The following is a 21,736-nucleotide window of genomic DNA, read 5'->3' on the forward strand; positions in this document are numbered from 1 at the left end:
TTCATTGCTTTATGAATCAGCCCTGAGGCAGGTTAGTTTTCACGGTCGATGTCTTCCGCTAAAAGCGTAGCGAGAATATCGGCCATCGCGCGGGCTTGGCCGCCCGAGGTGACGCCGCCCAGCCCGACGCGCGCGCCGACGCGCCACCAGAGCCCCGGACGCCACCGCGCCGGGGCCTTGGCGTTGAGCCGCACCAGAAACCCGTTGGAGGGTTTCAGGGCGAAGGCCCCCCGATCGACCGAGACGATCTCGGACAGGCGCGCGATCCATTCGCCATCGCGCGTGCGCAGCCCGGTGCGGGTCAGTTCCACCGCGCCCTGCGTGGCGTGATACATGGCGTGACCCAGCCAGAGCCCGAGCCCGCCGCAAAGGATCGCGAACACCCGCCAGCCCACGCTGGCCGGCGGATGGACCAGTGCGGCGTAAAGCACCAGCGCGCCCAGAGCCGTCATCATGCCCACGCCAAGGGCGCGACGACCGCCCGAGGCTTCGAGCCGGGCCAGAACCTCGTCGGGATCCGTCATCGGGTGTCATCTCCTGTCGCCGCGGGCCCGGCCGCCACGGCGCGGCGCACCATGTCCCAGTAGAGCGCCTCCACCTCTGGCAGAGACAGCCGTCCGGCGCCGCGATACCACGTGTTGACGCCGGTCAGCATCGAAATCAGCGCCATCGCGGTGATGCGCGGCTCGGTCACGGTGAACGCGCCCTGCGCCACACCGGCGCGCAGGATGTCTTCAAGCGTGGTCTCATATGTACGGCGCAGCCCCTCGATGGCGGCGAAATTCTCGGGCGAGAGATTGCGCAGCTCCATATAGGAGATGAAGACCGCGTCGGCGCGCTGCGTGTTGAAGCGGATATGAAAGCGCGTGAAGGCCTCGAGCCGGGCCAGCGGGTCTGCGTCGGGGCCGGGGGCGCAGGCGCGCCACGCGGCCAGAAGATCCTGCATATGCGCCTGAAGCAGCTCGAAAAGCAGCGTCTGCTTGTCGGGAATGTAATTATAAAGCGCGCCGGCCTGCACGCCCACCTCCTGCGCGATGCGCCGCATCGAGACGGCGGCGTAGCCATCCTGCGCGAAAAGCCGCAAGGCCGCGTCGCGCAGACGCGGGCCGGTGATGTCGGAATGGGATCCTTGGGTGCGGGCCATGATCCCGGTTTAACTGAACACCCGTTCAGATCAAAGCCCCGCTTGCCGCCGCTGGTCGGTCCGTGGCATGACGGATCCACCGTGCCCGAACCGCCGAGCCATGCCGTGCCCCTACCGCGACGCTTTTCCCGTATCTTTGCCGTGCTGCTTTTGGCCGGGCTGACCGGCTGTGCGCAGTTTCCGGAACTGGACGACACCTTTGACGCCGAGGCGCGGCGCGCGGGCTATCCCGATCTGGTGCCGGCCGAAACGCTGCGCGCAGACCTGCCGCAGACACGCATCGCCCCGCAGACACGCACCGCGCTGGAGGTGCGGATCGCGGGATTGCGCGCACGCGCGGCCCGGCTTCGCGGCCAGGTGATCGACCGCCCCTCGCGGGCGCGCCTGTCGCAGCCCGTGACCATCGCCGAGCCGTCCTGACCCCGGCTGCAAACCCGCGTTGCAAGCGCGCGCGCAACCGGCTACATCCGCGCCAGCATTTCACACCAGCCGCAAACGGAGCGCGCCATGTCATCCCCCATCCGCCTTGGTATCGCCGGCCTCGGCACTGTCGGCACTGGCGTGGTCAAGATCGTGCGCCAGAAAACGCAGCTTCTGACCGCCCGGGCGGGCCGCCCGATCGAGATTGCCGCCGTTTCGGCGCGGACCCGCGAAAAGGATCGCGGCGTGTCGATCTCGGGCTACGCGTGGGAGGACGATCCCGTCGCGCTGGCCACCCGTGACGACGTGGATGTGTTCGTGGAACTGATGGGCGGCTCGGACGGGCCGGCGAAAGCCGCCACCGAGGCCGCCATCGCCGCCGGCAAGCATGTGGTCACCGCCAACAAGGCAATGCTGGCGCTGCACGGTCACGCGCTGGCGCTTGCCGCCGAGGAGGCGGGCGTCGTGCTGCGCTTCGAGGCGGCCGTTGCGGGCGGGATCCCTGTGGTCAAGGCGCTGACCGAGGCGCTGGCCGGCAACGAGATGACCCGGGTGATGGGCGTGATGAACGGCACCTGCAACTACATCCTGACGCGGATGCAGGCCTCGAACCTGCCCTATGAGGAGGTGTTCGAAGAGGCCAACCAGCTTGGCTATCTCGAGGCCGATCCGACGCTTGACGTAGGCGGCATCGATGCGGGCCACAAGCTGGCGCTGCTGGCCGCCATCGCCTTTGGCGCGCAAGTGGATTTCGGCGGGGTCGCGCTGGAAGGGATCGAGAAGATCACCATCGACGACATCAAGCAGGCCGACGACATGGGGTATCGCATCAAGCTTCTGGGCGTGGCGCGGATGACGGGCCGGGGCCTGGAACAGCGCATGTCGCCCTGTCTCGTGCCCAAAAAGAGCCCGCTTGGCCAGCTTGACGGCGGCACCAATATGGTGGTGCTGGAGGGCGACGAGGTGGAGCAGATCGTGCTGCGCGGCCCCGGCGCGGGCATGGGTCCGACCGCCAGCGCGGTGATGGGCGACGTGATCGACATCGCGCGCGGGTTCCGCGTGTCGACCTTCGGACAGCCCGCCAGCACCCTGACCGCGGCAAGCCAGGCCAGTACGGCCACCCCGGTGCCCTATTACCTGCGCATGGCGCTGCATGACAAACCCGGCGCACTTGCCAAGGTGGCGACGGTGCTTGGCGATGCGGGCGTCTCGATCGACCGGATGCGGCAGTATCGCCACAAGGACGCCACCGCGCCGGTGCTGATCGTCACGCACAAGACCGCGCCCGCAGCACTTGAGGATGCGCTGGCCGCGATGTCGCAGCTTGACGTGCTGGCCAGCAGCCCGGTTGCGCTGCGCATCGAGAGCGTCTGACCCATCGTTCACCCCGCGCGCCCTGCTTGTGCGGGCTCGGCCGAGCCGTTAAAGCTTTATCGGCCTTAAAACAGGAGTTTCCATGACCACCGCATTTGATGACGCCATTCTGTCCCTCGCGCTGGCGCGTGTCGCTGAAGAAGCCGCGCTGGCCTGTCGCCCACTCATTGGGCGCGGCGACGAGAAAGCCGCTGATCAGGCCGCCGTCAACGCCATGCGCGAAGAGCTCAACAAGCTGGACATTCAGGGCACCGTGGTCATCGGCGAGGGCGAGCGCGACGAGGCGCCAATGCTTTATATCGGAGAGGAAGTCGGCAGCGGCAAAGGCCCCGAGGTGGACATCGCGCTTGATCCGCTGGAGGGCACGACGATCACCGCCAAAGCGATGCCCAACGCGCTCACGGTCATTTCCATGGCGCCGCGCGGCACCATGCTGCATGCGCCCGATGTCTACATGGACAAACTGGCGGTTGGACCGGGCTATCCCGAGGACGTGGTATCGCTTGACATGAGCCCGACAGAGCGGGTCGAGGCGCTGGCCAAGGCCAAGGGCGTGGCGCCTTCGGAGATCACGGTCTGCGTGCTGGAGCGCCCGCGCCACGAAGAGATCATCGCCGAGCTGCGCGGTCTTGGCGCGTCGGTCTATCTGATCGGGGATGGCGACGTGGCGGGCGTCATGCATTGTACCGATCCCGACGCCACCGGCATCGACATGTATATGGGATCCGGCGGCGCGCCAGAAGGCGTGCTTGCCGCGGGCGCGCTCAAGGCGCTTGGCGGGCAGATCTGGGGACGGCTGCTGTTTCGCAACGATGACGAGCGGGGCCGCGCCGAAAAGGCCGGGATCACGGATTTCGACCGGATCTACAGCCGCGACGAGATGGTGACCGACGATGTGATCTTTGCCGCGACGGGGGTCACGCAGGGCTCTTTGGTCGCGGGGTTGAAGCCGCGCGGGGACTTCATCGAGACCCAGACCCTTTTGCTGCGCTCCTCGACAGGGGAACGGCGCGTGATGACCTGTCGCCACAAGGTCGCGTGACCGCCTTTCTTGGGATCGAACAGTCGCTGACCGGGCGGTTCTGGCGCGGGCCCGCGGCAGAAGCGGATCGTCTGGCCGAGGCGATGGCGCAGGACACCGCCCTGCCCCGGCCGCTCTGCCAGACGCTGGCACGGCTGGGTGTACCGGCGGCTGAAGCGGCGCAATATCTCGACCCCAAGCTTCGCGACCTGATGCCCGATCCGCGCGGCCTCAAGGACATGGAGTGCGCCGCGGCGCGGGTGCTGCGCGCCGTTGAGCGGCGCGAGCGGATCGCGATTTTCGCCGACTACGATGTGGATGGCGGCGCCTCGGCGGCACTTCTGATCGATTGGCTGCGTCAGTTGGGACTGACGGCCACGCTTCACGTACCGGACAGGATCGACGAGGGCTATGGCCCGAATGCACCCGCCATGACCGAGTTGGGAGGCGCGCATGACCTGATCATCTGCGTGGATTGCGGGACGCTGTCGCATGACGCGCTGGCTGCGGCGCAAGATGCGGATGTGGTGGTGCTGGATCACCATTTGGGGGGCGAGACGTTGCCTCCCGCGCTGGCGGTGGTCAACCCCAACCGGCAGGACGAAAGCGGGGATCTGGCGCATCTTTGTGCAGCCGCCGTGGTTTTCCTGATGCTGGTCGAGGCCGGGCGGCAGCTGCGTAAGGCCGGCAAGACCGGTCCCGATCTGATGGCGATGCTCGACCTGGTGGCGCTGGCGACGGTGGCCGATGTCGCGCCGCTGCGCGGGGTGAACCGGGCCTTCGTGCGCGCGGGCCTGCACGTGATGGGACAACGGCAGCGGCTCGGGTTGGTGGCGCTCGGCGATCTGGCGCGGATCGATACCGCGCCCACCACCTATCATCTGGGCTTTGTCCTTGGGCCGCGCATCAACGCCGGCGGCCGCGTCGGGCGGGCCGATCTGGGCGCGCGGCTTTTGTCAACGCAGGATGCGGCAGAGGCGCAGGCGCTGGCCGAGCGGCTGGACCAGCTGAACGCGGAACGCCGCGAGGTCGAGGCCGCCGTGCGCGCCGCCGCGCTGAACCAGGCCGAGGCGCGCGGGCTGGACGCGCCGCTTGTCTGGGCCGCCGGCGACGGCTGGCACCCGGGCGTCGTGGGCATTGTTGCGGCGCGCCTCAAGGAGGCCACCAACCGTCCTGCCATCGTGATCGGCTTCGAGGGCGACGAGGGCAAGGGATCTGGCCGGTCGGTGAGCGGCGTCGATCTGGGCCACGCGATTCAGCGGCTGGCGGCCGAGGGGCTGTTGCGCAAGGGCGGCGGGCACAAGATGGCCGCCGGTCTGACCGTGGCGCGCGACAAGCTGGAACCGGCGATGACGCGGCTGGCCGATCTTCTGGGGCGGCAGGGTGCCGGACAGGCCGGCCCGGCGGATCTGCATCTGGACGGGCTTTTGATGCCGGGAGCGGCGACGCCGGAGCTGGTAACGCAGATCGAGGCCGCGGGCCCTTTCGGCGCCGGGGCGCCCGGACCGCGCTATGTCTTTCCCCAAATGGGCGTCACCTTCGCCAAGCGGGTGGGCGAAAATCACCTCAAGCTGCGCTTTGGCGAGGGGGGCGGGCCCACCCTCGACGCGATCGCCTTCGGGGCGTTCGACGGGCCTTTGGGTGCAGCTCTGGAAGGGCATGGCGGCGCCCAGTTTCACCTGGCCGGACGGCTGGAGATCAACACCTGGGGCGGGCGGCAAAGCGTGCAATTGCGTCTTGAGGATGCCGCGCCAGCCTGACCTTACCGGCCCCGAAATTTCGCGCCAAGCCCGAGAAGATTCTGCAATTTGCCCCTTGCGCAGCGCCGAGGATTTTCATAGGAACCGGCTCACGCCAAGGCATGGCCCGTTCGTCTATCGGTTAGGACGCCAGGTTTTCAACCTGGAAAGAGGGGTTCGATTCCCCTACGGGCTGCCATCCCCCTCCACGAATGGTCGGTCCGACGGAACTGGATAGAGTATCTGGTTCGGGTGCCGCATGTTGCCCCAATCTTGAACCGTTGCGGTACGGCATAGACGGTATTCTCTCGGTCTTTTACCCATCGCAACAGAACCTGTCGCTTTGGCAGACCCTTGCATACGCGTCGAGCGACGGTAACACGGGGTGATCCTGCGCTTGATTGGAACCACAGTGTTTCCACCGCGAGGTCTGTTTTTCTTAGGAGAGATCGGTGCGCCCGACATATGCTTCTAGCATCGATTTACCGAGAGTAATTGTTATGGCTTATGCCGCTTTTGCCTTTAGTTGGATGTCTGTCGCGATCTTGGCCGTGGCTTTGCTGGCCTAGCGATCCATCCTCGGAAAGACCGCGACGGAATTGCGCGACCCGGACCCGACGATTTTCTGCGGGGGGCCTGAGCCGGTTTTTGTTTCGGCACGCTGTCTTGTCCTTGCGCCGTCAAGGCGCGAAAGCCACGGGATGACCGACAGTCTCAGACGCGCGCGGCCTGCCTAGTTCCAGGTCCAGTCCGGCCGGCTGACGACATCGAGCGCGCGGCGCAGGGGAACGGCCTTTTTGCGCAGTGCCGCGATGCGGGCCTGCCAGTCTTTCCAGTCCTTGAGATCCTGTGCGTCGAAATGGCTTTTCGCACAGGTGGGCACCTGCTGACCCATGAGCAGGGCGAGATATCCCTCGAACTGGACGATCCGCTCTTGCCCGATCACGGATTTCATCGCGGTGTGGGGTCCGATCTCTTGATAGAGCCGCACGATGTCTTCGGCATCGCCGAGCTGCGTGTCGGCGCGGCAATCCTGCCAGAACTGGCTGTCCGACCGCGTATTGAATTTGTAATGCACCGCCAGGAAATCGCGGATCGCGTCCCATGTGGCCGCGAACCGGCGGTTGGCGTCGGCCTGGGCTGCAGCCTCGATGCGGTAATCGCTGTCAAGCAATGCGCCGCAGAGGCTGACCAGTTGTTCGCAGATGACATGAAGCGCGGTGGATTCCAGCGGCTCCACGAAACCCGAGGCATTGCCCATCGCCGCGACGTTGCCGATCCAGAACCTGTCAAACCGACCTGATGGAAAACGGACAACGCGCAGTTCCTCGGTGAGGTCGGGCGTCTTGCGCCGAAGCTCTGCCTTGGCGTCCTCGAGCGAGATGTAGTCCGAACTGTGCACGTAGCCGACCGACACCCGCTCGGGCAGCTCGATCTTCCAGCACCAGCCGCACTCCATGGTCTCGGCCGAGGTATAGGGCCGGATCGTGCCATCGCGCGGAATATCCCCGAGAACCGCAGTGTCGCAGCGCAAGGGGGGAGAGAAGCTTTGGAATTGCGCGCCCATCTGTTCCTTGAGCAGCAAAGAGCGAAAGCCCGAGCAATCGACGAAGAGATCCGCCTCGATCCTGCGGTCGTCATCGAGCTGCAGCGCGGTGATGTCTCCTGTCTCTGTCTTTTCGACGCCGGTCATCGTGGCGATCACGTTCTCAACGCCAAAGGCGGTCGCCTGTTTTTCGAGATAGGCCAGGAAACGCTGGTTATCGATGTGATATCCGAACGGCAGGTCGATCATCCCGTAGCGGCCGTTCTCGGCGACGATCGGCGCGGTGTCGTCGTCCATCAGCGCGCCGAGCAAACCCGTCGTCCCGCCCAGTTGCAGGTGATAATAGGCCGCGCGTTTGCGCAGGGTCCCGACCCGTTCGGACAGTTCGAAGGAAAAGGGATAGTTGAAATGATCCCGCTCTTGCGGGCCCCAGACGAAGCGAATGCCAAGTTTCCAGCTTGGCTGCACCTCTTTGTAGAATTGCGCGCGGTCCAGCTTCAATTGACCGTGCAGGAACTGCGGCAGGTAGGCGGTGGTCGATTCTCCTACCCCGATGACGGGGATGTTCGGCGCGCGAAGGGAGATGACCCGACGCCCGGGCAGCAACCGCTTGAGGGTTAGCGCGGAAAGAGACCCCGCGCTGCCGCCGCCCACGACGCAGATCGTCTTGATTTCTTTCATGGAAATTCTTTCGGCCTTATTCCTTCGCGTCGCCGCGCAAGGCTACGGCGCGCGGCATGGCACTGCAAGGCCGCATCGGCCCCGGAATGCCGCGGTGCGCCAATGGGCCAGGAGGCCGCGCACGAGCCACACAAGTTCGCCGAACTGCCAACCGGCGGCGAAAAACCGACGCCAAGCCATGCAACCTCTTGGCCGGTCAAGCGTTGGACAGCCCGTGCAAAGGCTGTTATGTCGCGCGCGAAGTAATAAGGGGGCGGATGGGCCGCGTGCGGCGCACCAAGCGCGATGCAGCAGGCGCCCGGACCGGCGCCATGCGGTGTCCAACCCCGGTGAAGCAAAGGCGAAACGATGTCTCTATTCCCCCGCGTGCGGCTTTGTGCCGTGGCTTTCACCCTGATCCTCATGACGGGGTTCGCCTGTCTTGCCCCGGCGGCCGCACAGGAACAGGGCGGCGGAAGCGGCCAGGCAGATGCACAGGCGGACAGCGCCCTGTCCTCGGCTCCCCTCGACGCGTTGCTGGACGTGCTGAAGGACGACGCCGCGCGGCAGAGCCTGATCGACGCGCTGGGAAGCGCGGCACAGGGCGGCGATACGGGCCAGTCTTCGGAAAGTGCGGTAGAGCAGATCCTGCCAGATCCCGGGCAGACCCCGTCAATCGGGGCGCAGATCGCGGAATTCACCCAATCCATCGCCGAGGATCTGGCCGGTGGGCTTGCCTCGCTGACAAGTGCCGTCAAGAGCGGCGGCAGCGTGTTCGAAGGGCTGTCGGGCGCGGAATTCGTCGTGATCCTCGAAAGCTTCAAGAACCTCGCGCTGGTTATCGTGATTACCGTTGCGGTCTATTTGACCCTGCGGCGGTTGATGCGCCCGGTCTTCCAGAAGATGGGCGCGCGCGCGGCGGACGCGAATTTCCTGCGCTCGCTTTTCATCTTCCTCGGCTCCACCGCCCTTGACGTGATCATCGTGCTGCTGGCCTGGGCCCTGGGCTATGCGATCACGCTTCTGGCGTTGGGTGAATATGCGCAAATGGGCTTTCGCCAGGCGCTTTATCTCAATGCGTTCCTGCTGGTCGAACTGATCAAGGTCGCGATCCGGGCCATCGTGTCGCCCACGACGGGCGGTTTGCGTCTTATCAACCTGTCGAACCGGGCGGCGCGCAAGCTGAACCGGCACGCCAGCGTGGTGGTCAGCGTGCTAGGCTACGGCCAGCTTCTGGTGGTGCCGATCGTCAATCGCAACGTTTCCTTCGCCGCCGGTCTGGGCGTCTCGGCGCTGTTGTCGTTGTTCGTGCTGTTCTATCTCGTGGTGCTGGTGATCCGGCATCGCGACCACGTGGCCAACTGGATCGCGCGCCGCCTGACCGCCGGGCATGACGAGGAGGAAACCGACGAGGACATGCCCGACAAGGAAAGGCTGGGCGGGTTTCTGGGCACGCTGACGCGCACCTGGCACTGGTTCACGCTGGCCTATCTGCTGTTCATGTTTTTCCTTGTGGTGTCGCGCCCCACGAGCGTGGTGGTCGACTACCTTGTGGGGTCGGGCAAGGTGCTGATGGCCGCGCTGCTGGGGTCGCTTGTGATCGGGGGCATCGGCAAATCGCTGCGCGCCGGGGTGCACCTGCCCGAGGACCTGCGCCACAAGATCCCGCTGCTTGAACCGCGTCTCAACAACATCGTGCCGAAGGTGCTGACGGCGGTGCGGATTCTGGTGGCGCTGGCGGTCGTGGCCTATTCGCTTGACGTAACCGGACTGATCGACGTCGGGGGCTGGCTTGCCTCGGCGGGGGGCATTTCATTCTCGGCGCGGCTGCTGTCGGTGCTCGGTATCCTTCTGGTGGCCGCCATCATCTGGCTCGCGCTCAATTCCTGGGTCGATTACAAGCTGAATCCGGATTACGGCACGGCGCCGACCTCGCGCGAGACGACGCTGCTGACGCTGCTGCGCAACGCGGCGACCATCGCGCTGCTCGTGCTGACGCTGATGCTGACCCTGTCTGAGATCGGTCTGGATATCGGCCCGCTTCTGGCCTCGGCCGGCGTGCTGGGCCTGGCGATTGGTTTCGGGGCGCAGAAATTCGTGCAAGACATCATCACCGGCGTCTTCATCCAGTTCGAAAACGCGATCAACGTGGGCGACGTGGTGACCGTGGGCGGCACGACCGGCACGGTGGAGAAACTGACCGTGCGGTCGGTGTCACTGCGCGACGTGCAGGGCACGTATCACATCATTCCGTTCTCGTCGGTCGATATGGTGTCGAACTTCATGCGCGATTTTTCCTACTTCGTCTGCGACATGGGCGTGGCCTATCGCGAGGATATCGAAGAGGCGAAACAGGCGATGTTCGACGGCTTTGCCGAGCTGCGCGACGATCCGGATTTCGGCCAGTTCGTGATCGACGAACTGGAGTGGTTCGGCCTCAACTCCTTTGGCGACAGTGCCGTCGTGCTGCGCGCCCGGATCAAGACGATCCCGGGCAAGCAATGGGGTGTCGGCCGGGCCTATAACGGGATCCTCAAGCGCATCTTCGACGAGCGCGGCATCGAGATTCCGTTCCCGCACCAGACGATCTTTTTCGGCGAGGCCAAGGACGGCAGCACGCAGACCCTGCGCGTCGGCGGCCCGGTGGCCGAGACCAAAGGCGGCTCGGGCGGGGCGTCAGGGTCTGGCGATGCGGCAAAGCCCACCTCGGACGCCAAGGAAGCCACGATCGAGTCGGAGGCCTCGGACGCGGGTGAGGCGAAAGGCGACTAAAGCGTCCGCGCCCGGGAGTGCGGGCGCGGATGACATCGTCATTCCGCGAAAGACACGCCGTCGCTGCGCGGGTCGCTGGCCGCCTCGGTCCGGCCATCTGCGTGCCGCACGACGCCGCCGGCGTGACCGGCGAGACTGGAAAACGGTTCCATCAGTTCAATGTCGTGGCCCGCGTCTCGCAGGCTCTGGACGAGGTCGGGATCGGCATTGGCCTCGATCTTGAGACTGTCGGTGCTGTCGCCCCATGTCTTGCCCAGAAGCCAGCGCGGTGCGCTGACCGCCTGCTGCAATGGCTGGCCGAACATCGCGTAGCGCGAAAAGACGGCGGCCTGTGTCTGCGGCTGCCCCTCGCCACCCATCGTCCCGTAGGAAAAGACGCGGCCATCCTTGAGCTCGGCCATGCCGGGGATGAGGGTGTGAAAGGGATGCTTGCCCGGTGCCAGCTGGTTCGGGCCGGGCTTGAGCGAGAAGCCCGCGCCCCGGTTCTGGAAAAAGACGCCGGTATCAGGGCAGACGAGGCCCGAGCCGAATTCCCAGAAGACGCTTTGGATGAAGCTGACGACCGTGCCTTCGGCATCGGCCGCGCCCATCCAGATCGTGTCACCGGGCACGGGAGCGTGCGGCCAGGGCGCGGCGCGGGTCATGTCGACCGCGGCGGCCATACGGTCAAGCTCGGCATCGGTCAGGAAGTCCTGTGCGGGCTGACGCATGCTACGCTCGTCGCCCAGTTCGGCGTTACGGATGAGGAACGCCTGCTTGGTCGATTCCACAAGGCCGTGCCAATGCGCGAAGGTCTCTGCCTGCGTGACACCCAGCCGGTCGAAGGTTCCGAGAATGCCCAGAGCCGCCATGCCTTGGGTCGGCGGAATCATGTTGTAAAGCGTGCCCTGCCGGATGCGGATCGTCAGAGGCGTGACCTGCCGCGCCGCGTAGCCGGCGAAATCGTCACCCCGCAGAGGGCTGCCGGACGCCTCGAGAAAGCGCGCGTGAGTCGCGGCAAGATCGCCGGCGTAAAAGTCATCCAACCCGACCTCGGCCAGCCGCGACAGGGTGGCGGCCAGCGCCGTCTGGCGCAGCGGCGTGCCGCTCTCGGGCACATGACCGGCGGTCAGGAACGCGTTGGCGAAGCCCGGCACGTCGGCGAGGCCATCCAGTTTCTCACGCGTGGTCTGTGACTGGTTTCGGGTCACGGCGACGCCTTCGGCGGCATAGCGAATCGCCGGGGCGAGCAGGTCGGCCAACGGGCGCGGCGCGTCCAGAAGCGAAAGCGCCTGCCCCCAGCCGCCGATGGTGCCCGGCACGGTGAGCGCGGCAAGACCGCCACGGCTTGGCAGGGCGGTTTCGAATCCTTGCCGGGCGTACCAGTCGGGTGTCGCAAGCCCGGCGGCCTGTCCGCAGGCGAAGATGCCAACAGGTGCAGCGCCGGGCCGCTTGATAAGCCAGAACCCATCGCCACCGATGCCGTTCATATGCGGGTAAACGACGGCGATTGTGGCGGCGGCGGCGACCATCGCCTCGATCGCGCTGCCGCCGCTTTCAAGAACATCCGCGCCCGCCTTTGTGGCGAGACGATGGGGAGCGGTGAAGGCACTGCGCAGGCCAAAAGCGGTTTCGATCACGGTCTTGTCTTCCTTGTTGTCGCGGTCACGGGTCTCTGCCCCATTCGCATGGCCGAGTAAATCCTGCGCCGCTGCTGTTTCGCGCAAAACCGTCGTTTTGGTCCCGAAAAACGTCTTCGCACCTCGAAGTCTTGCACATTTTTCGCCGAATCTTGCAGCAAGGCCGACTTATTTTGCGCCTATTTTTTAATCAAACGCCTGTGAAAAACACCATTTCCGATTATTTTGGCGGCATGTGCGTGATCTGCTCTTGCAAGCCGCCGCGTGTGACGCTCCAAGTGCCGTCAGCGTTTATCGGCACCGCGCGGGAAACACCGCGCAAACCCGGTATGCCACAGGGATGGATCGCGAAAATTGTGGGCGGAGCGAAAAATCTGACTACTTAACGCGATGTATCCATTGAAGGGTCAACAAGGAGGACAACCAACATGGAAAGACGTAAATTTCTGAAAGTCGCCACCGGCGGCGCGGCCGCATCGGCGCTGGCCGCACCGGCCATTGCGCAGGACCGCATCGACATGGTCATCGTGTCGACCTGGGGTCGCGACTTCCCCGGCCTCGGCACCAGCGCGCAGCGCCTGGCTGCCCGGATCGAAGAAGTGACCGAAGGCCGCATCGCCGTTCAGTACTTCGCCGCAGGCGAGCGCGTGGGCGCGTTCGACAGCTTCGACGAGGTCGCCTCGGGCAACGCGAACGCCTATATCGGTACCGACTATTACTGGAAGGGCAAGCACCCGGGCTGGGCCCCGTTCACTGCCGTTCCGTTCGGTCTGACCTACACCGAAATCGATGCGTGGATGAAGTTCGGCGGCGGCCAGGCCCTGCTTGACAAGATCGGCGCAGAGTTCGGCATCAAGGGCATCCCCTGCGGCAACACCGGCCTGCAGATGGGCGGCTGGTTCAACAAGGAAATCAACTCGCCCGAGGACCTCAAGGGCCTCAAGATGCGTATCCCGGGCCTCGGCGGCGACGTCATGGCCAAGGTCGGCGCCTCGCCGGTCTCGCTTCCGGGCGGTCAGATCTACGAAAACCTCGTTTCGGGCGCCATCGACGCGACCGAATGGGTGGGTCCGTGGAACGACTTCTTCCTCAAGCTCTATGAAGCGGCCCAGTACTACTACTGGCCGGGTATGCACGAGCCGGCCTCGCAGGTCAGCCTGGGCATGAACGCCGATTGGTGGTCGAGCCTGAGCGCGAGCGACAAGAACATCATCACGGTCTGCTGTGCCGAAGAAAACGCGCGTCAGCCCGCGGAGACCAACTACAACAACGGTATCTACCTCAACCGTCTGGTCAACGAGTACGGCGTCGAGCTGCGCGAGTTCAACGACGACGTCTACGAGGCCTTCGGTGAAGCCGCGACCGAGGTGATCGAGGAAACCCGCGATCACAGCGCGCTGGCCGCGGAAATCGTCGACAGCTTCCTTGCTGCACGCGACAACGTGGGTGTCTGGACCAACTACTCCGACGCGCCCTACATCGCGAAGCGGAACCGCTTCCTGGGCATATAAGCCCGGTGCGTAGAATAGCCGGCTGATTTTTCGGCTGGCCGAGATCGGGCCAGATTGTCACTCTGGCCCGATCCATTTATAAAACACCGACTGCAGTCAGGGGGGACTTTCCGGATGACGGATACGTTTGGCGCGCCGGCTTTGCTTCCGCGCTCTTTCGCTTGGATCGTGATCGCGTCGATGACGGCGTTTCTTGTCAACGCGATCCTTAAGTTCTGGTTCGGGTTTCCCGGTGTTGGTGCGATCACATCCGGCGGCGGGATATTGTCGGCGGTGCAGATCGGGATCTACGCGCTGGCGGTGTTCGCGGCGGTGGTCAGCGTAAATCGCACGCCCGGCACGACGCTGCGCGAGGACGCGGCGCGCATCACCGGCATCAACACCTTCCTCGTGCGTGCGGCTTTCTGGGTCGTGGTGCTGGTCGGGCTTGGCGATGCAATCGTATCTTTCCTGCGGGTGAATGGCTCTCTTGAAGCCGTCGTCGGGTCGGAACTGGCCGGCAACCTTGGTCGGGCGCAGTATCGCGGGCTTTATTTTCATGGTCCGTTGATCCTTCTGGGCATCCTAATTGCTTCGGTGACGCGGTCGCTCGGCTTTATCTGGTTGGCGCTTCTGGTGGTTCTGGCCGAGCTTTTGATTGTTATCAGCCGTTTTGTCTTTTCCTATGAACAGGCCTTTATGGCGGATCTCGTGCGCTTCTGGTACGGCGCGCTTTTCCTTTTCGCGTCCGCCTATACGCTGCTGGAAGACGGCCATGTGCGCGTGGACCTCTTTTACGCCAGCATGCGGCGCCAGACGAAGGGCAAGGTCAACGCGGTGGGGTCGATCTTGCTGGGCATGCTCTTGTGCTGGTCCATCCTGATCATCGGTTTCGGCGGCTCTTCGAGCATCATCGTCGGGCCGATTCTGGTCTTCGAGGTGACGCAGTCGGGTTTCGGTATGTACGTGAAGTATTTCATGGCCGGATTCCTTGGTGTCTTTGCAGTGACCATGATGATCCAGTTCGTCGCCCAGTTTCTTGAATCCATCGCCGACAAACGCGGTGAACCCGGCGCGCGCGAGACGCACGCCGACATGATGTAAAAAGAGCAGGTCCGCCCGATGGAACTTTTCTTCCTTCTTCTACTGATCGTGATCATGGCCACTGCGCTTGGCTCCGGCTATCCGGTGGCCTTCGCGCTGCCGGGCTCGGCGATCATCACCGTGCTGGCCGCGGCCGGCGCAGGCTATCTTTTCACCGGTAGCACCGACGCGTTCTTTGAATCCGGCGGCCCGTCACAATGGCTGAGCGCAGGGGTTACGAACCTACGCGGCGTCTATTGGGAACCGGAACGAGATACGCTGATCGCGATCCCGCTCTTCATCTTCATGGGCATCATGCTGCAGCGCTCGAAGATCGCCGAGGACCTTCTCGTCACGATGGCGCAGCTTTTCGGGCCGATCCCGGGCGGTCTGGGCATTTCGGTCGTTGTGGTGGGCGCGCTTCTGGCCGCCACGACGGGCATCGTCGGCGCGACGGTGGTCGCGATGGGCCTCATCTCTTTGCCGGCGATGATGCGCAACGGCTATTCCAACTCGCTGTCGTCCGGCATCATCGCGGCCTCGGGCACGCTGGGGCAGATCATCCCGCCCTCAATCGTGCTTATCATTCTGGCCGACCAGCTGGCCTCGGCCGTGGACCAGGCCGGGCAGGCGCGGCAGGATCTTTACAAGGAAGTGACCGGCGAGCTGGTCATGCCGTCGGAGTTCGGCGTTGTCTCGACCAGCGCGGGCGACATGTTCCTCGGCGCTATGGTGCCGGGCCTTGTGCTTGTCGGCCTCTACATCCTCTTCATCCTCGCGGTGGCGCTCATCCGGCCCAAGCTGGCCCCGGCAGTGCCTTACGAGGGCGAATACGACTTCAAATTCCTCGGGCAGGTCTTTCTTGCGATGGTGCCGCCGCTGGCGCTTATCGTGCTGGTGCTGGGTTCGATCATCGGCGGTATCGCCACGGTGAACCAGGCGGGTGCCATCGGTGCCGTGGGCGCGATGATCATGGCGGGCTATCGCCTGCATCCGGGCGGCAAGCTGCGCTATGTGCCCGCGATCATAGCCCTGGTCGGCCTCGGCATCATCGGGTACGTGCTGTCGAACTACGACACCAACGTACAGAACATCCAGAACGCCGACGACGTCGAGGGCGTGCGCCTTGCGATCTTTGGCGTGGTGCTGGTTGTCTTTGCCATCATCTGGAGCGGGTTCCGCGCCTACATGACGGAGGACGCCCTGACCGGGGTGATGGTGGAAACCGCCAAGACGACCTCTCTGGTGTTCATCATTCTTCTCGGTGCGGCGATGCTGACCGCAGCCTTCCGCGCCTTCGGGGGCGAAGAGCTTGTGAAGCACTTCCTGGAAGGCCTGCCGGGCGGGTTCTGGACGAAATTCGCCATCGTCATGGCGGTGATCTTTGTCCTCGGCTTCTTCCTTGATTTCATCGAAATCGCGGTGGTCGTAGTGCCGATCGTGGCGCCGATCCTTCTGGCCGATCCAGAAGCGAACGTGACGGCGGTGTGGCTTGGCGTGATGATCGGTCTGAATATCCAGACCTCGTTCCTGACACCACCCTTCGGCTTCGCGCTTTTCTACCTGCGCGGTGTGGCCTCAAAGGCGGTCAAGACGATCCAGATCTATACCGGTGTTCTGGCCTTTATCGGGCTGCAACTTGTGGCGCTGGTGATCGTGGCGGTCTATCCCCCGCTGGTGAACTATCTGCCGATGCGAAGTTCGCTGACCGCCGAAACGGCCCCGCCGCCGATCAACCCGGCGCTTCAGTACTGCGTGGAAAACTACGTCGCGCAGGAATTCGAGCAGAACGGCGATGCGATCAAATCCGCCGTCGAGCAGGCGGCCTCGTTGAATATCTCGTACCTGCCCGAAGACCTGCAGGATGACTGGAACGACGGGATCGAAAAGGCGCGCGAGTCCTTCACGCTGATGGAAGAAATCGAAAGCCTGAAAGTCGAGCAGGCTGAAAAGGCCGTCGATTACCGCCCCCAGCATACGGTGGTCCGGGCGTTGCAGCGCGACGCGCGCCGTCTGGCAGACGAGATCGAGGATCTCGACACCTCGATCAGCCGTGGCTACGGCGACACCGAACGGCAGCGCGAGCGCCGTGCCGAGCTTGAGGCGGAGCGCGAGGCGCTGCTGGCGCAGATCCCGGAAAGCTGGAGCGAGGTGCAACGCGCCTACGGTCAGGTCACCGCCGCCGACCGGCGCGCGCGCGGCATGTACCGCCGCACCGTCGACCAGGCGTACGAGCCCGTGGCCGAGTTGCAGCAGATTATCGCTTCTGCCGATCAGCTGGCCGCGTTGGAAAGTGAGCTGGACGCGCTTGCGGCTGATGCGCCCGACATGGACGGCGAGACCGCCGACGAGCGGTTCAAGGAGGTGGAGCGCATGTTCGGCGACGTGGCCGGCGCGCGCGAGATCCGCAGCCTTCTGTCCGATGCGCGGCGCGAGATTGATGCGCGTACGCCCAATCTTGAGCGCGCGCTCGATTACATCGCCGACGCGCAGGCGCTTTTCGCGCAAGAGGTCGAATGGCGTACACGCGCCCAGTCCGAGCTTTTGCCCGAACTGCGCGCCTATGACGAGGCGATCCAGGGCACGATCGGCCTGCGCCAGCAGCCGCGTCTGCCGCGTGAACAGGCGCTTTTCGTCGCGTCCTGTAACGCCGAGCATCGCGATATCTCGCTGAACTTCTGATCGGCGCGACAGGCACACAATCAGACCGGCGGGGCGCCCGCCGGTCTTTTTCGTTGCGCGATGGCAGCGCGGTAATCTGCCGCCGCGCCGCTGACAAAGCGGGCTTTGCGCCTAGGTTGACCGTCAGAATAGAAAAGGACGGCGGCGGCCCATGCAAGTTGTTTGGTTCAAGCGGGACCTGAGAGTGCACGATCATCGGGCGCTGGTCGAAGCGGCCCAGCGCGGCCCCGTTCTGCCGCTTTACGTTATCGAGCCAGATCTTTGGGCCGAGCCGGATATGGCCGGGCGGCACTGGGCCTTTATCGCCGAAAGCCTCGAAGAGCTGCAAAGCGACCTTGCCGGGTTTGGCCAGCCCCTGGTTCTTCGGCGGGGAGAGGTGACACAGGTGCTGGACATGCTGCACGAGGAGCACGGGATCGACGCGCTCTGGTCGCATGAGGAAACCGGGAACGACTGGACCTTCCGGCGTGACAGGCGCGTGGCCGCATGGTGTCGTGATCGCGGTCTCGCCTGGCACGAACTGCAAAACCACGGCGTGATCAGGCGGCTTGGGTCGCGCAATGGCTGGGCCAAGCAGTGGGACAGTTTCATGGCAGAGCCGGTGCGCGAACCGCCCGCACTGCACCCGCTGGAGATTGAGCCCGGCGGCATTCCCTCGGCGGATGATCTGGGGCTGGGGAAAGACCCCTGCCCCGACCGTCAGCGCGGCGGGCGCAAGGCGGCCCTTGCATGCCGCGACAGTTTCCTTTTTGAGCGCGGCGAACCTTATCGCAAGGCGATGTCCTCTCCGCTTGACGGGGCGACAGCGTGTTCGAGGATCTCACCGCATCTGGCCTGGGGCACGGTTTCGATGCGAGAGATGGCCCAGGCGACATGGGCACGGCAACGCGCGCTGAAGGCGCAGCCGGGGCGTACCGGCGGATGGCGGCCCTCTCTCAACTCTTTCACCGGGCGGCTGCACTGGCACTGCCATTTCATGCAGAAGCTGGAAGACGAGCCGCGCATCGAGTTTGAGAACCTGCATAGCGCCTATGACGGGATGCGGCCCGCCGAACCAGATGCCGCCCGGCTGGCGGCGTGGGAACAGGGCGAGACCGGCCTGCCCTTTCTTGACGCCTGCATGCGGTCCCTACGGCACACCGGGTGGCTCAATTTCCGGATGCGGGCGATGGTGATGGCGGTGTCGTCCTATCACCTCTGGCTGCATTGGCGGGCACCGGGTCTCGCGCTGGCGCGAATGTTCACGGACTATGAACCCGGAATTCACTGGAGCCAGACACAAATGCAGTCGGGCACAACGGGCATCAACACCGTGCGGATCTACAACCCCGTGAAGCAGGGCAAAGACCAGGACCCCGACGGCGTCTTTACCCGCCGCTGGTTGCCGGAACTGGCCGAGATCCCCGACAAGCATCTTCAGGAGCCGTGGAAGGCGGAGAATGCGGGAAAGGTTCTTGGCAAAACCTATCCGCATCCGATTGTCGATCACCTGGAGGCGGCGAAGGCCGCGCGCCAGAAGGTCTGGGCGGTACGGCGCGGGTCTGACTATCGCGCTGCGGCAGAGGATATCCAGGAAAAGCACGGCAGCCGTAAAAGCGGCATTCCCAACCGCGGCCAACGCGGCAAAGCGAAGACGGAAACCGCACAGATGTCGTTTCCCTTTGACGGTAACCGGTCATGAAGATGCGCCGCAAATCCGACCTGCCGACGAAGCTATGCCTGACATGCGGCCGGCCTTTCACGTGGCGCAAGAAATGGGAAAAGGTCTGGGACGAAGTGCGGTATTGCTCGGACCGGTGCAGGCGTGAAAAGCGCCGTGCGGATCAGGCGTAGCGCGCGATCAGCGGATCCATATCGACCCGTGCGCGCAGACGCTCGGCCAGCAGGTAACAGCCCAGAACCTTGCGTTGCAGCAGAAGTGTCTCGGTCGGCGGCGCGTGGATCGAGACCTGTTCTTCCGCGAGGACGAGGCCGGCCCGGCGCAGACGGGCGAGCAAGCCCGACGTGCCGAAATCGAGCACACCGCCCTGCCGGAGCGGTGCGGCCGCGATGCCGAAAAGATCTAGGACCTTTTTGCGGTCTGCGCCGCGCATGTCTTCGGGCAAAAGGCCGATGCCGACCATTTCGGCAAATGCCGCCGTGCCGTCGCCCGAAATCGCCGCACGAAACAGCGCTTTGTAGCGCCGGACCAACGCCGCATCAAAGCTTTGCGTCGCCCCGAAATCGAGAAGCACCACGCGGCCGGTTTCCTGCTGGTAAAGGTAGTTGGCGAAATTCGGATCGGTTTGCATGTCCTGAAGGTTGAAAAGCTCGTGCAGGGCGAGATCGATGAGGGCGGTCGCGATCTCGTCGCGGGTTTGCTGCGGCGCCGCGGCCAGCTTTTCGATGGGCGTACCGGAAACGAAATCCATGGCGAGGATGTTGCGCGTGCTGAGGTCCCGGTGCAGGCGCGGGACAACGAAACGTGCGTCGCCGTCCAGATGCGCGGCAAACCGGACCAGCGCCTCTGCTTCGCGCTGGTAGTCGGTTTCCTCGTGCAGCTGCGCCGCGCCCTCGGCCAAGAGCCGGTCCAGATCGAAGGCGTCCGGCACCATGCCTGAGGCGCGCGCGACCAGCCCGAGATTTCGCATGTCACTGTCGATGCTGTTACGGATACCGGGAAACTGCACCTTGATCGCCAGATCGCGCCCATCTTTGGTCTGGGCGCGATGGACCTGTCCGATCGAGGCGGCGGCGATGGGATGAATATCAAAGCGTTTGAAATGTTTTAGAAAATTCCTTCCCCATTCGGCGGCCAAGACCTTTTTCAACTGCGCGGGCGGCATGAAATGCCCTTCGGAGCGCAGGCGCGACAGGATGTCGGCCATCTCGGGTGGCAGCAGGTCGGCGGTTTCCATCGACAAAAGCTGCCCGGCCTTCATCGCGGCGCCCCGCATCCGCGCCAGTTGGTTGGCAACGCGTGCGGCATTGCCGGGGGTCATCAGCAGGTCGGGCAACGACGGTTTCCGCCCGCGCAAAAGCTCTAGCCCGCCCCGTGCCGCGACATTGCCAGCCAGCGCCGTCGTGAGACCGCCGAGACGGGCCATGCGATTTAAGCGGCCCTGCGGGATCGAAACGGCCTGTTGATGGCTGCGCTTGGAGGAATCAGACAAGGCACGGTCCCGATGGCAAGAAGGCCCTGGTCATGCCTGCGCCGTTTCACGTTTGCGCAGATGCGGGCCAAGCTTTTTGGCGAGGTACGGCCGGACCGGAAGAAACGCGCGATACGCCCCTTCCATGAGCCAGAGCATGCCGGGGATCTGGGCCATCGCGGCCAGCCACCGCCACCCACGCAAACGCAGCCAGACCTCGACGAATCCTTCGGCACCGGAGACGAGCGAGCCGTCGGGCTTGCGGACGTGAAAGCGCGCAGCGGCCTCCTCGGGATCAAGATCCTCACCCAGATCATGAGACTGGGTTATGTCGACGAAATCGATGACCTCGGCACCGTCCGTTTCCTTGTAGAGCGAGATTTCGGCCCGGCAGAGCGGACAGCCGCCGTCGAAATATACGGTAATTTCATCGCCATTGTGCTGTGTCATGATCAGGGTCCTCATCGTCTGGTCCGGCCTCGGGCGAGCGCTTGAGAATACGCTGCAATGTGCGCCGGTGCATGTTCAAAAGCCGTGCTGTGCGGGTGATATTTCCGTCGGTGCGCTCCAAGAAACGCTCGATATGAATGCGCTTGGCCTCTTCCGGCGAAATCGGATTATCCGGGGCGGGCGGCAGGTTGCCCTCTGGCGCCAGTAGAGCATCGACAATCTCGTCGGCATCGGCGGGTTTGGCGATATAGTCGATCGCGCCAAGTTTAACCGCCGCCACGGCGGTCGGCGTGTTGCCGTAACCGGTCAGAATGATGGCCCGCGCGTCCGCGCAGACCTGTTTTAGCATTTCGACAACCTCAAGACCGGATCCGTCATCGAGGTGCAGATCGATGACAGCATACGCGGGATGGCGCGCCTTTATGGCGGCGACCGCCTCGGTCAGGCCAGATGCCTTGATCGGATCGAACCCGCGATTGGCCATAACCTTGGCCAACTGGTCCCGAAACACGGTGTCGTTCTCCACGATGAGGAGCGTGGGATCTTGAAGGGGTTTGTCCATTACGACCTCCTGTTAGGAATACGCATGTACACCCTGTTTGGAT

General features: G+C 64.3%; 17 protein-coding genes and 1 tRNA gene. 11 read left to right on the forward strand and 7 right to left on the reverse strand.

The features are described from left to right. Positions 1 to 32: 32 nt before the first annotated feature. Both EZV60_RS13970 and EZV60_RS13975 read right to left on the reverse strand, forming a co-directional pair. The gene (locus tag EZV60_RS13970) at positions 33 to 524 is read right to left on the reverse strand and encodes a hypothetical protein (protein ID WP_135506214.1); all 492 of its coding nucleotides are present in this window, start codon (positions 522 to 524) and stop codon (positions 33 to 35) included. Beyond that, entirely contained in the window at positions 521 to 1,144 is a 624-nt protein-coding gene (locus EZV60_RS13975) for a TetR/AcrR family transcriptional regulator (protein ID WP_135506215.1), read from the reverse strand. Before EZV60_RS13975 ends, EZV60_RS13970 begins: the two co-directional genes overlap by 4 nt. 81 nt (positions 1,145 to 1,225) lie before the next feature. Here EZV60_RS13975 and EZV60_RS13980 point away from each other — a divergent pair, with 81 nt between their 5' ends. The 5 genes from EZV60_RS13980 to EZV60_RS14000 all read left to right on the forward strand — a co-directional run bounded on the left by EZV60_RS13980 (position 1,226) and on the right by EZV60_RS14000 (position 5,897). Further along, positions 1,226 to 1,564 (forward strand): hypothetical protein, encoded by a 339-nt coding sequence (locus EZV60_RS13980; RefSeq protein WP_245306310.1) that lies wholly within the window; start codon positions 1,226 to 1,228, stop codon positions 1,562 to 1,564. Between the two features lie 87 nt (positions 1,565 to 1,651). Then, on the forward strand, positions 1,652 to 2,938 hold the full coding sequence (locus tag EZV60_RS13985; protein ID WP_135506216.1) for a homoserine dehydrogenase: 1,287 nt from the start codon (positions 1,652 to 1,654) through the stop codon (positions 2,936 to 2,938). An 82-nt stretch (positions 2,939 to 3,020) separates the two neighbouring features. Next, positions 3,021 to 3,980, forward strand: coding sequence for a class II fructose-bisphosphatase (gene glpX, locus EZV60_RS13990; RefSeq protein ID WP_135506217.1), 960 nt, complete (start codon positions 3,021 to 3,023; stop codon positions 3,978 to 3,980). Beyond that, the gene (gene recJ, locus EZV60_RS13995; protein WP_245306311.1) at positions 3,977 to 5,719 is read left to right on the forward strand and encodes a single-stranded-DNA-specific exonuclease RecJ; all 1,743 of its coding nucleotides are present in this window, start codon (positions 3,977 to 3,979) and stop codon (positions 5,717 to 5,719) included. The genes glpX and recJ overlap by 4 nt, the downstream gene beginning before the upstream one ends. Before the next feature lie 103 nt (positions 5,720 to 5,822). After that, positions 5,823 to 5,897: transfer RNA gene (locus EZV60_RS14000), tRNA-Glu, on the forward strand. Between the two features lie 534 nt (positions 5,898 to 6,431). Here EZV60_RS14000 and EZV60_RS14005 read toward each other — a convergent pair. Then, positions 6,432 to 7,925, reverse strand: a complete 1,494-nt coding sequence (locus EZV60_RS14005) for a tryptophan halogenase family protein (protein ID WP_135506218.1) — start codon at positions 7,923 to 7,925, stop codon at positions 6,432 to 6,434. Between the two features lie 348 nt (positions 7,926 to 8,273). On the opposite strand from EZV60_RS14005, the gene EZV60_RS14010 reads away from it, so the two are divergent. Beyond that, the gene (locus tag EZV60_RS14010; RefSeq protein ID WP_210115096.1) at positions 8,274 to 10,676 is read left to right on the forward strand and encodes a mechanosensitive ion channel domain-containing protein; all 2,403 of its coding nucleotides are present in this window, start codon (positions 8,274 to 8,276) and stop codon (positions 10,674 to 10,676) included. Positions 10,677 to 10,714: 38 nt separating this feature from the next. Here EZV60_RS14010 and EZV60_RS14015 read toward each other — a convergent pair whose 3' ends face one another. Further along, a complete protein-coding gene (locus tag EZV60_RS14015) occupies positions 10,715 to 12,382 on the reverse strand; it encodes a gamma-glutamyltransferase family protein (RefSeq protein WP_280952597.1) in 1,668 nt (555 codons plus the stop codon). Positions 12,383 to 12,723: 341 nt separating this feature from the next. Between EZV60_RS14015 and EZV60_RS14020 the strand changes: the two genes are divergently transcribed. The 5 genes from EZV60_RS14020 to EZV60_RS14040 all read left to right on the forward strand — a co-directional run bounded on the left by EZV60_RS14020 (position 12,724) and on the right by EZV60_RS14040 (position 19,383). Beyond that, positions 12,724 to 13,806: a TRAP transporter substrate-binding protein gene (locus EZV60_RS14020; protein WP_135506219.1), complete on the forward strand. Its 1,083-nt coding sequence runs from the start codon at positions 12,724 to 12,726 to the stop codon at positions 13,804 to 13,806. Between the two features lie 114 nt (positions 13,807 to 13,920). Continuing rightward, a complete protein-coding gene (locus tag EZV60_RS14025) occupies positions 13,921 to 14,889 on the forward strand; it encodes a TRAP transporter small permease subunit (RefSeq protein WP_135506220.1) in 969 nt (322 codons plus the stop codon). Positions 14,890 to 14,907: 18 nt separating this feature from the next. Beyond that, positions 14,908 to 17,550, forward strand: coding sequence for a TRAP transporter large permease subunit (locus EZV60_RS14030; protein ID WP_135506221.1), 2,643 nt, complete (start codon positions 14,908 to 14,910; stop codon positions 17,548 to 17,550). Positions 17,551 to 17,701: 151 nt separating this feature from the next. Beyond that, positions 17,702 to 19,231: an FAD-binding domain-containing protein gene (locus tag EZV60_RS14035; RefSeq protein WP_135506222.1), complete on the forward strand. Its 1,530-nt coding sequence runs from the start codon at positions 17,702 to 17,704 to the stop codon at positions 19,229 to 19,231. After that, a complete protein-coding gene (locus EZV60_RS14040; protein WP_135506223.1) occupies positions 19,228 to 19,383 on the forward strand; it encodes a DUF2256 domain-containing protein in 156 nt (51 codons plus the stop codon). Before EZV60_RS14035 ends, EZV60_RS14040 begins: the two co-directional genes overlap by 4 nt. Here EZV60_RS14040 and EZV60_RS14045 read toward each other — a convergent pair. From EZV60_RS14045 to EZV60_RS14055, 3 genes are read right to left on the reverse strand one after another with little or no spacing between them, the layout of a single operon-like run. Next, entirely contained in the window at positions 19,374 to 20,702 is a 1,329-nt protein-coding gene (locus EZV60_RS14045) for an ABC1 kinase family protein (protein WP_245306312.1), read from the reverse strand. The genes EZV60_RS14040 and EZV60_RS14045 overlap by 10 nt on opposite strands. Before the next feature lie 30 nt (positions 20,703 to 20,732). Continuing rightward, complete coding sequence (locus EZV60_RS14050) at positions 20,733 to 21,131, reverse strand: thiol-disulfide oxidoreductase DCC family protein (RefSeq protein WP_210115097.1); 399 nt, start codon at positions 21,129 to 21,131, stop codon at positions 20,733 to 20,735. Then, positions 21,109 to 21,693, reverse strand: coding sequence for a response regulator transcription factor (locus EZV60_RS14055; RefSeq protein ID WP_135506225.1), 585 nt, complete (start codon positions 21,691 to 21,693; stop codon positions 21,109 to 21,111). The genes EZV60_RS14050 and EZV60_RS14055 overlap by 23 nt, the downstream gene beginning before the upstream one ends. Between the last annotated feature and the right edge of the window lie 43 nt (positions 21,694 to 21,736).

The organism is Roseovarius aestuariivivens, from assembly GCF_004761875.1.
Lineage (GTDB): Bacteria > Pseudomonadota > Alphaproteobacteria > Rhodobacterales > Rhodobacteraceae > Roseovarius > Roseovarius aestuariivivens.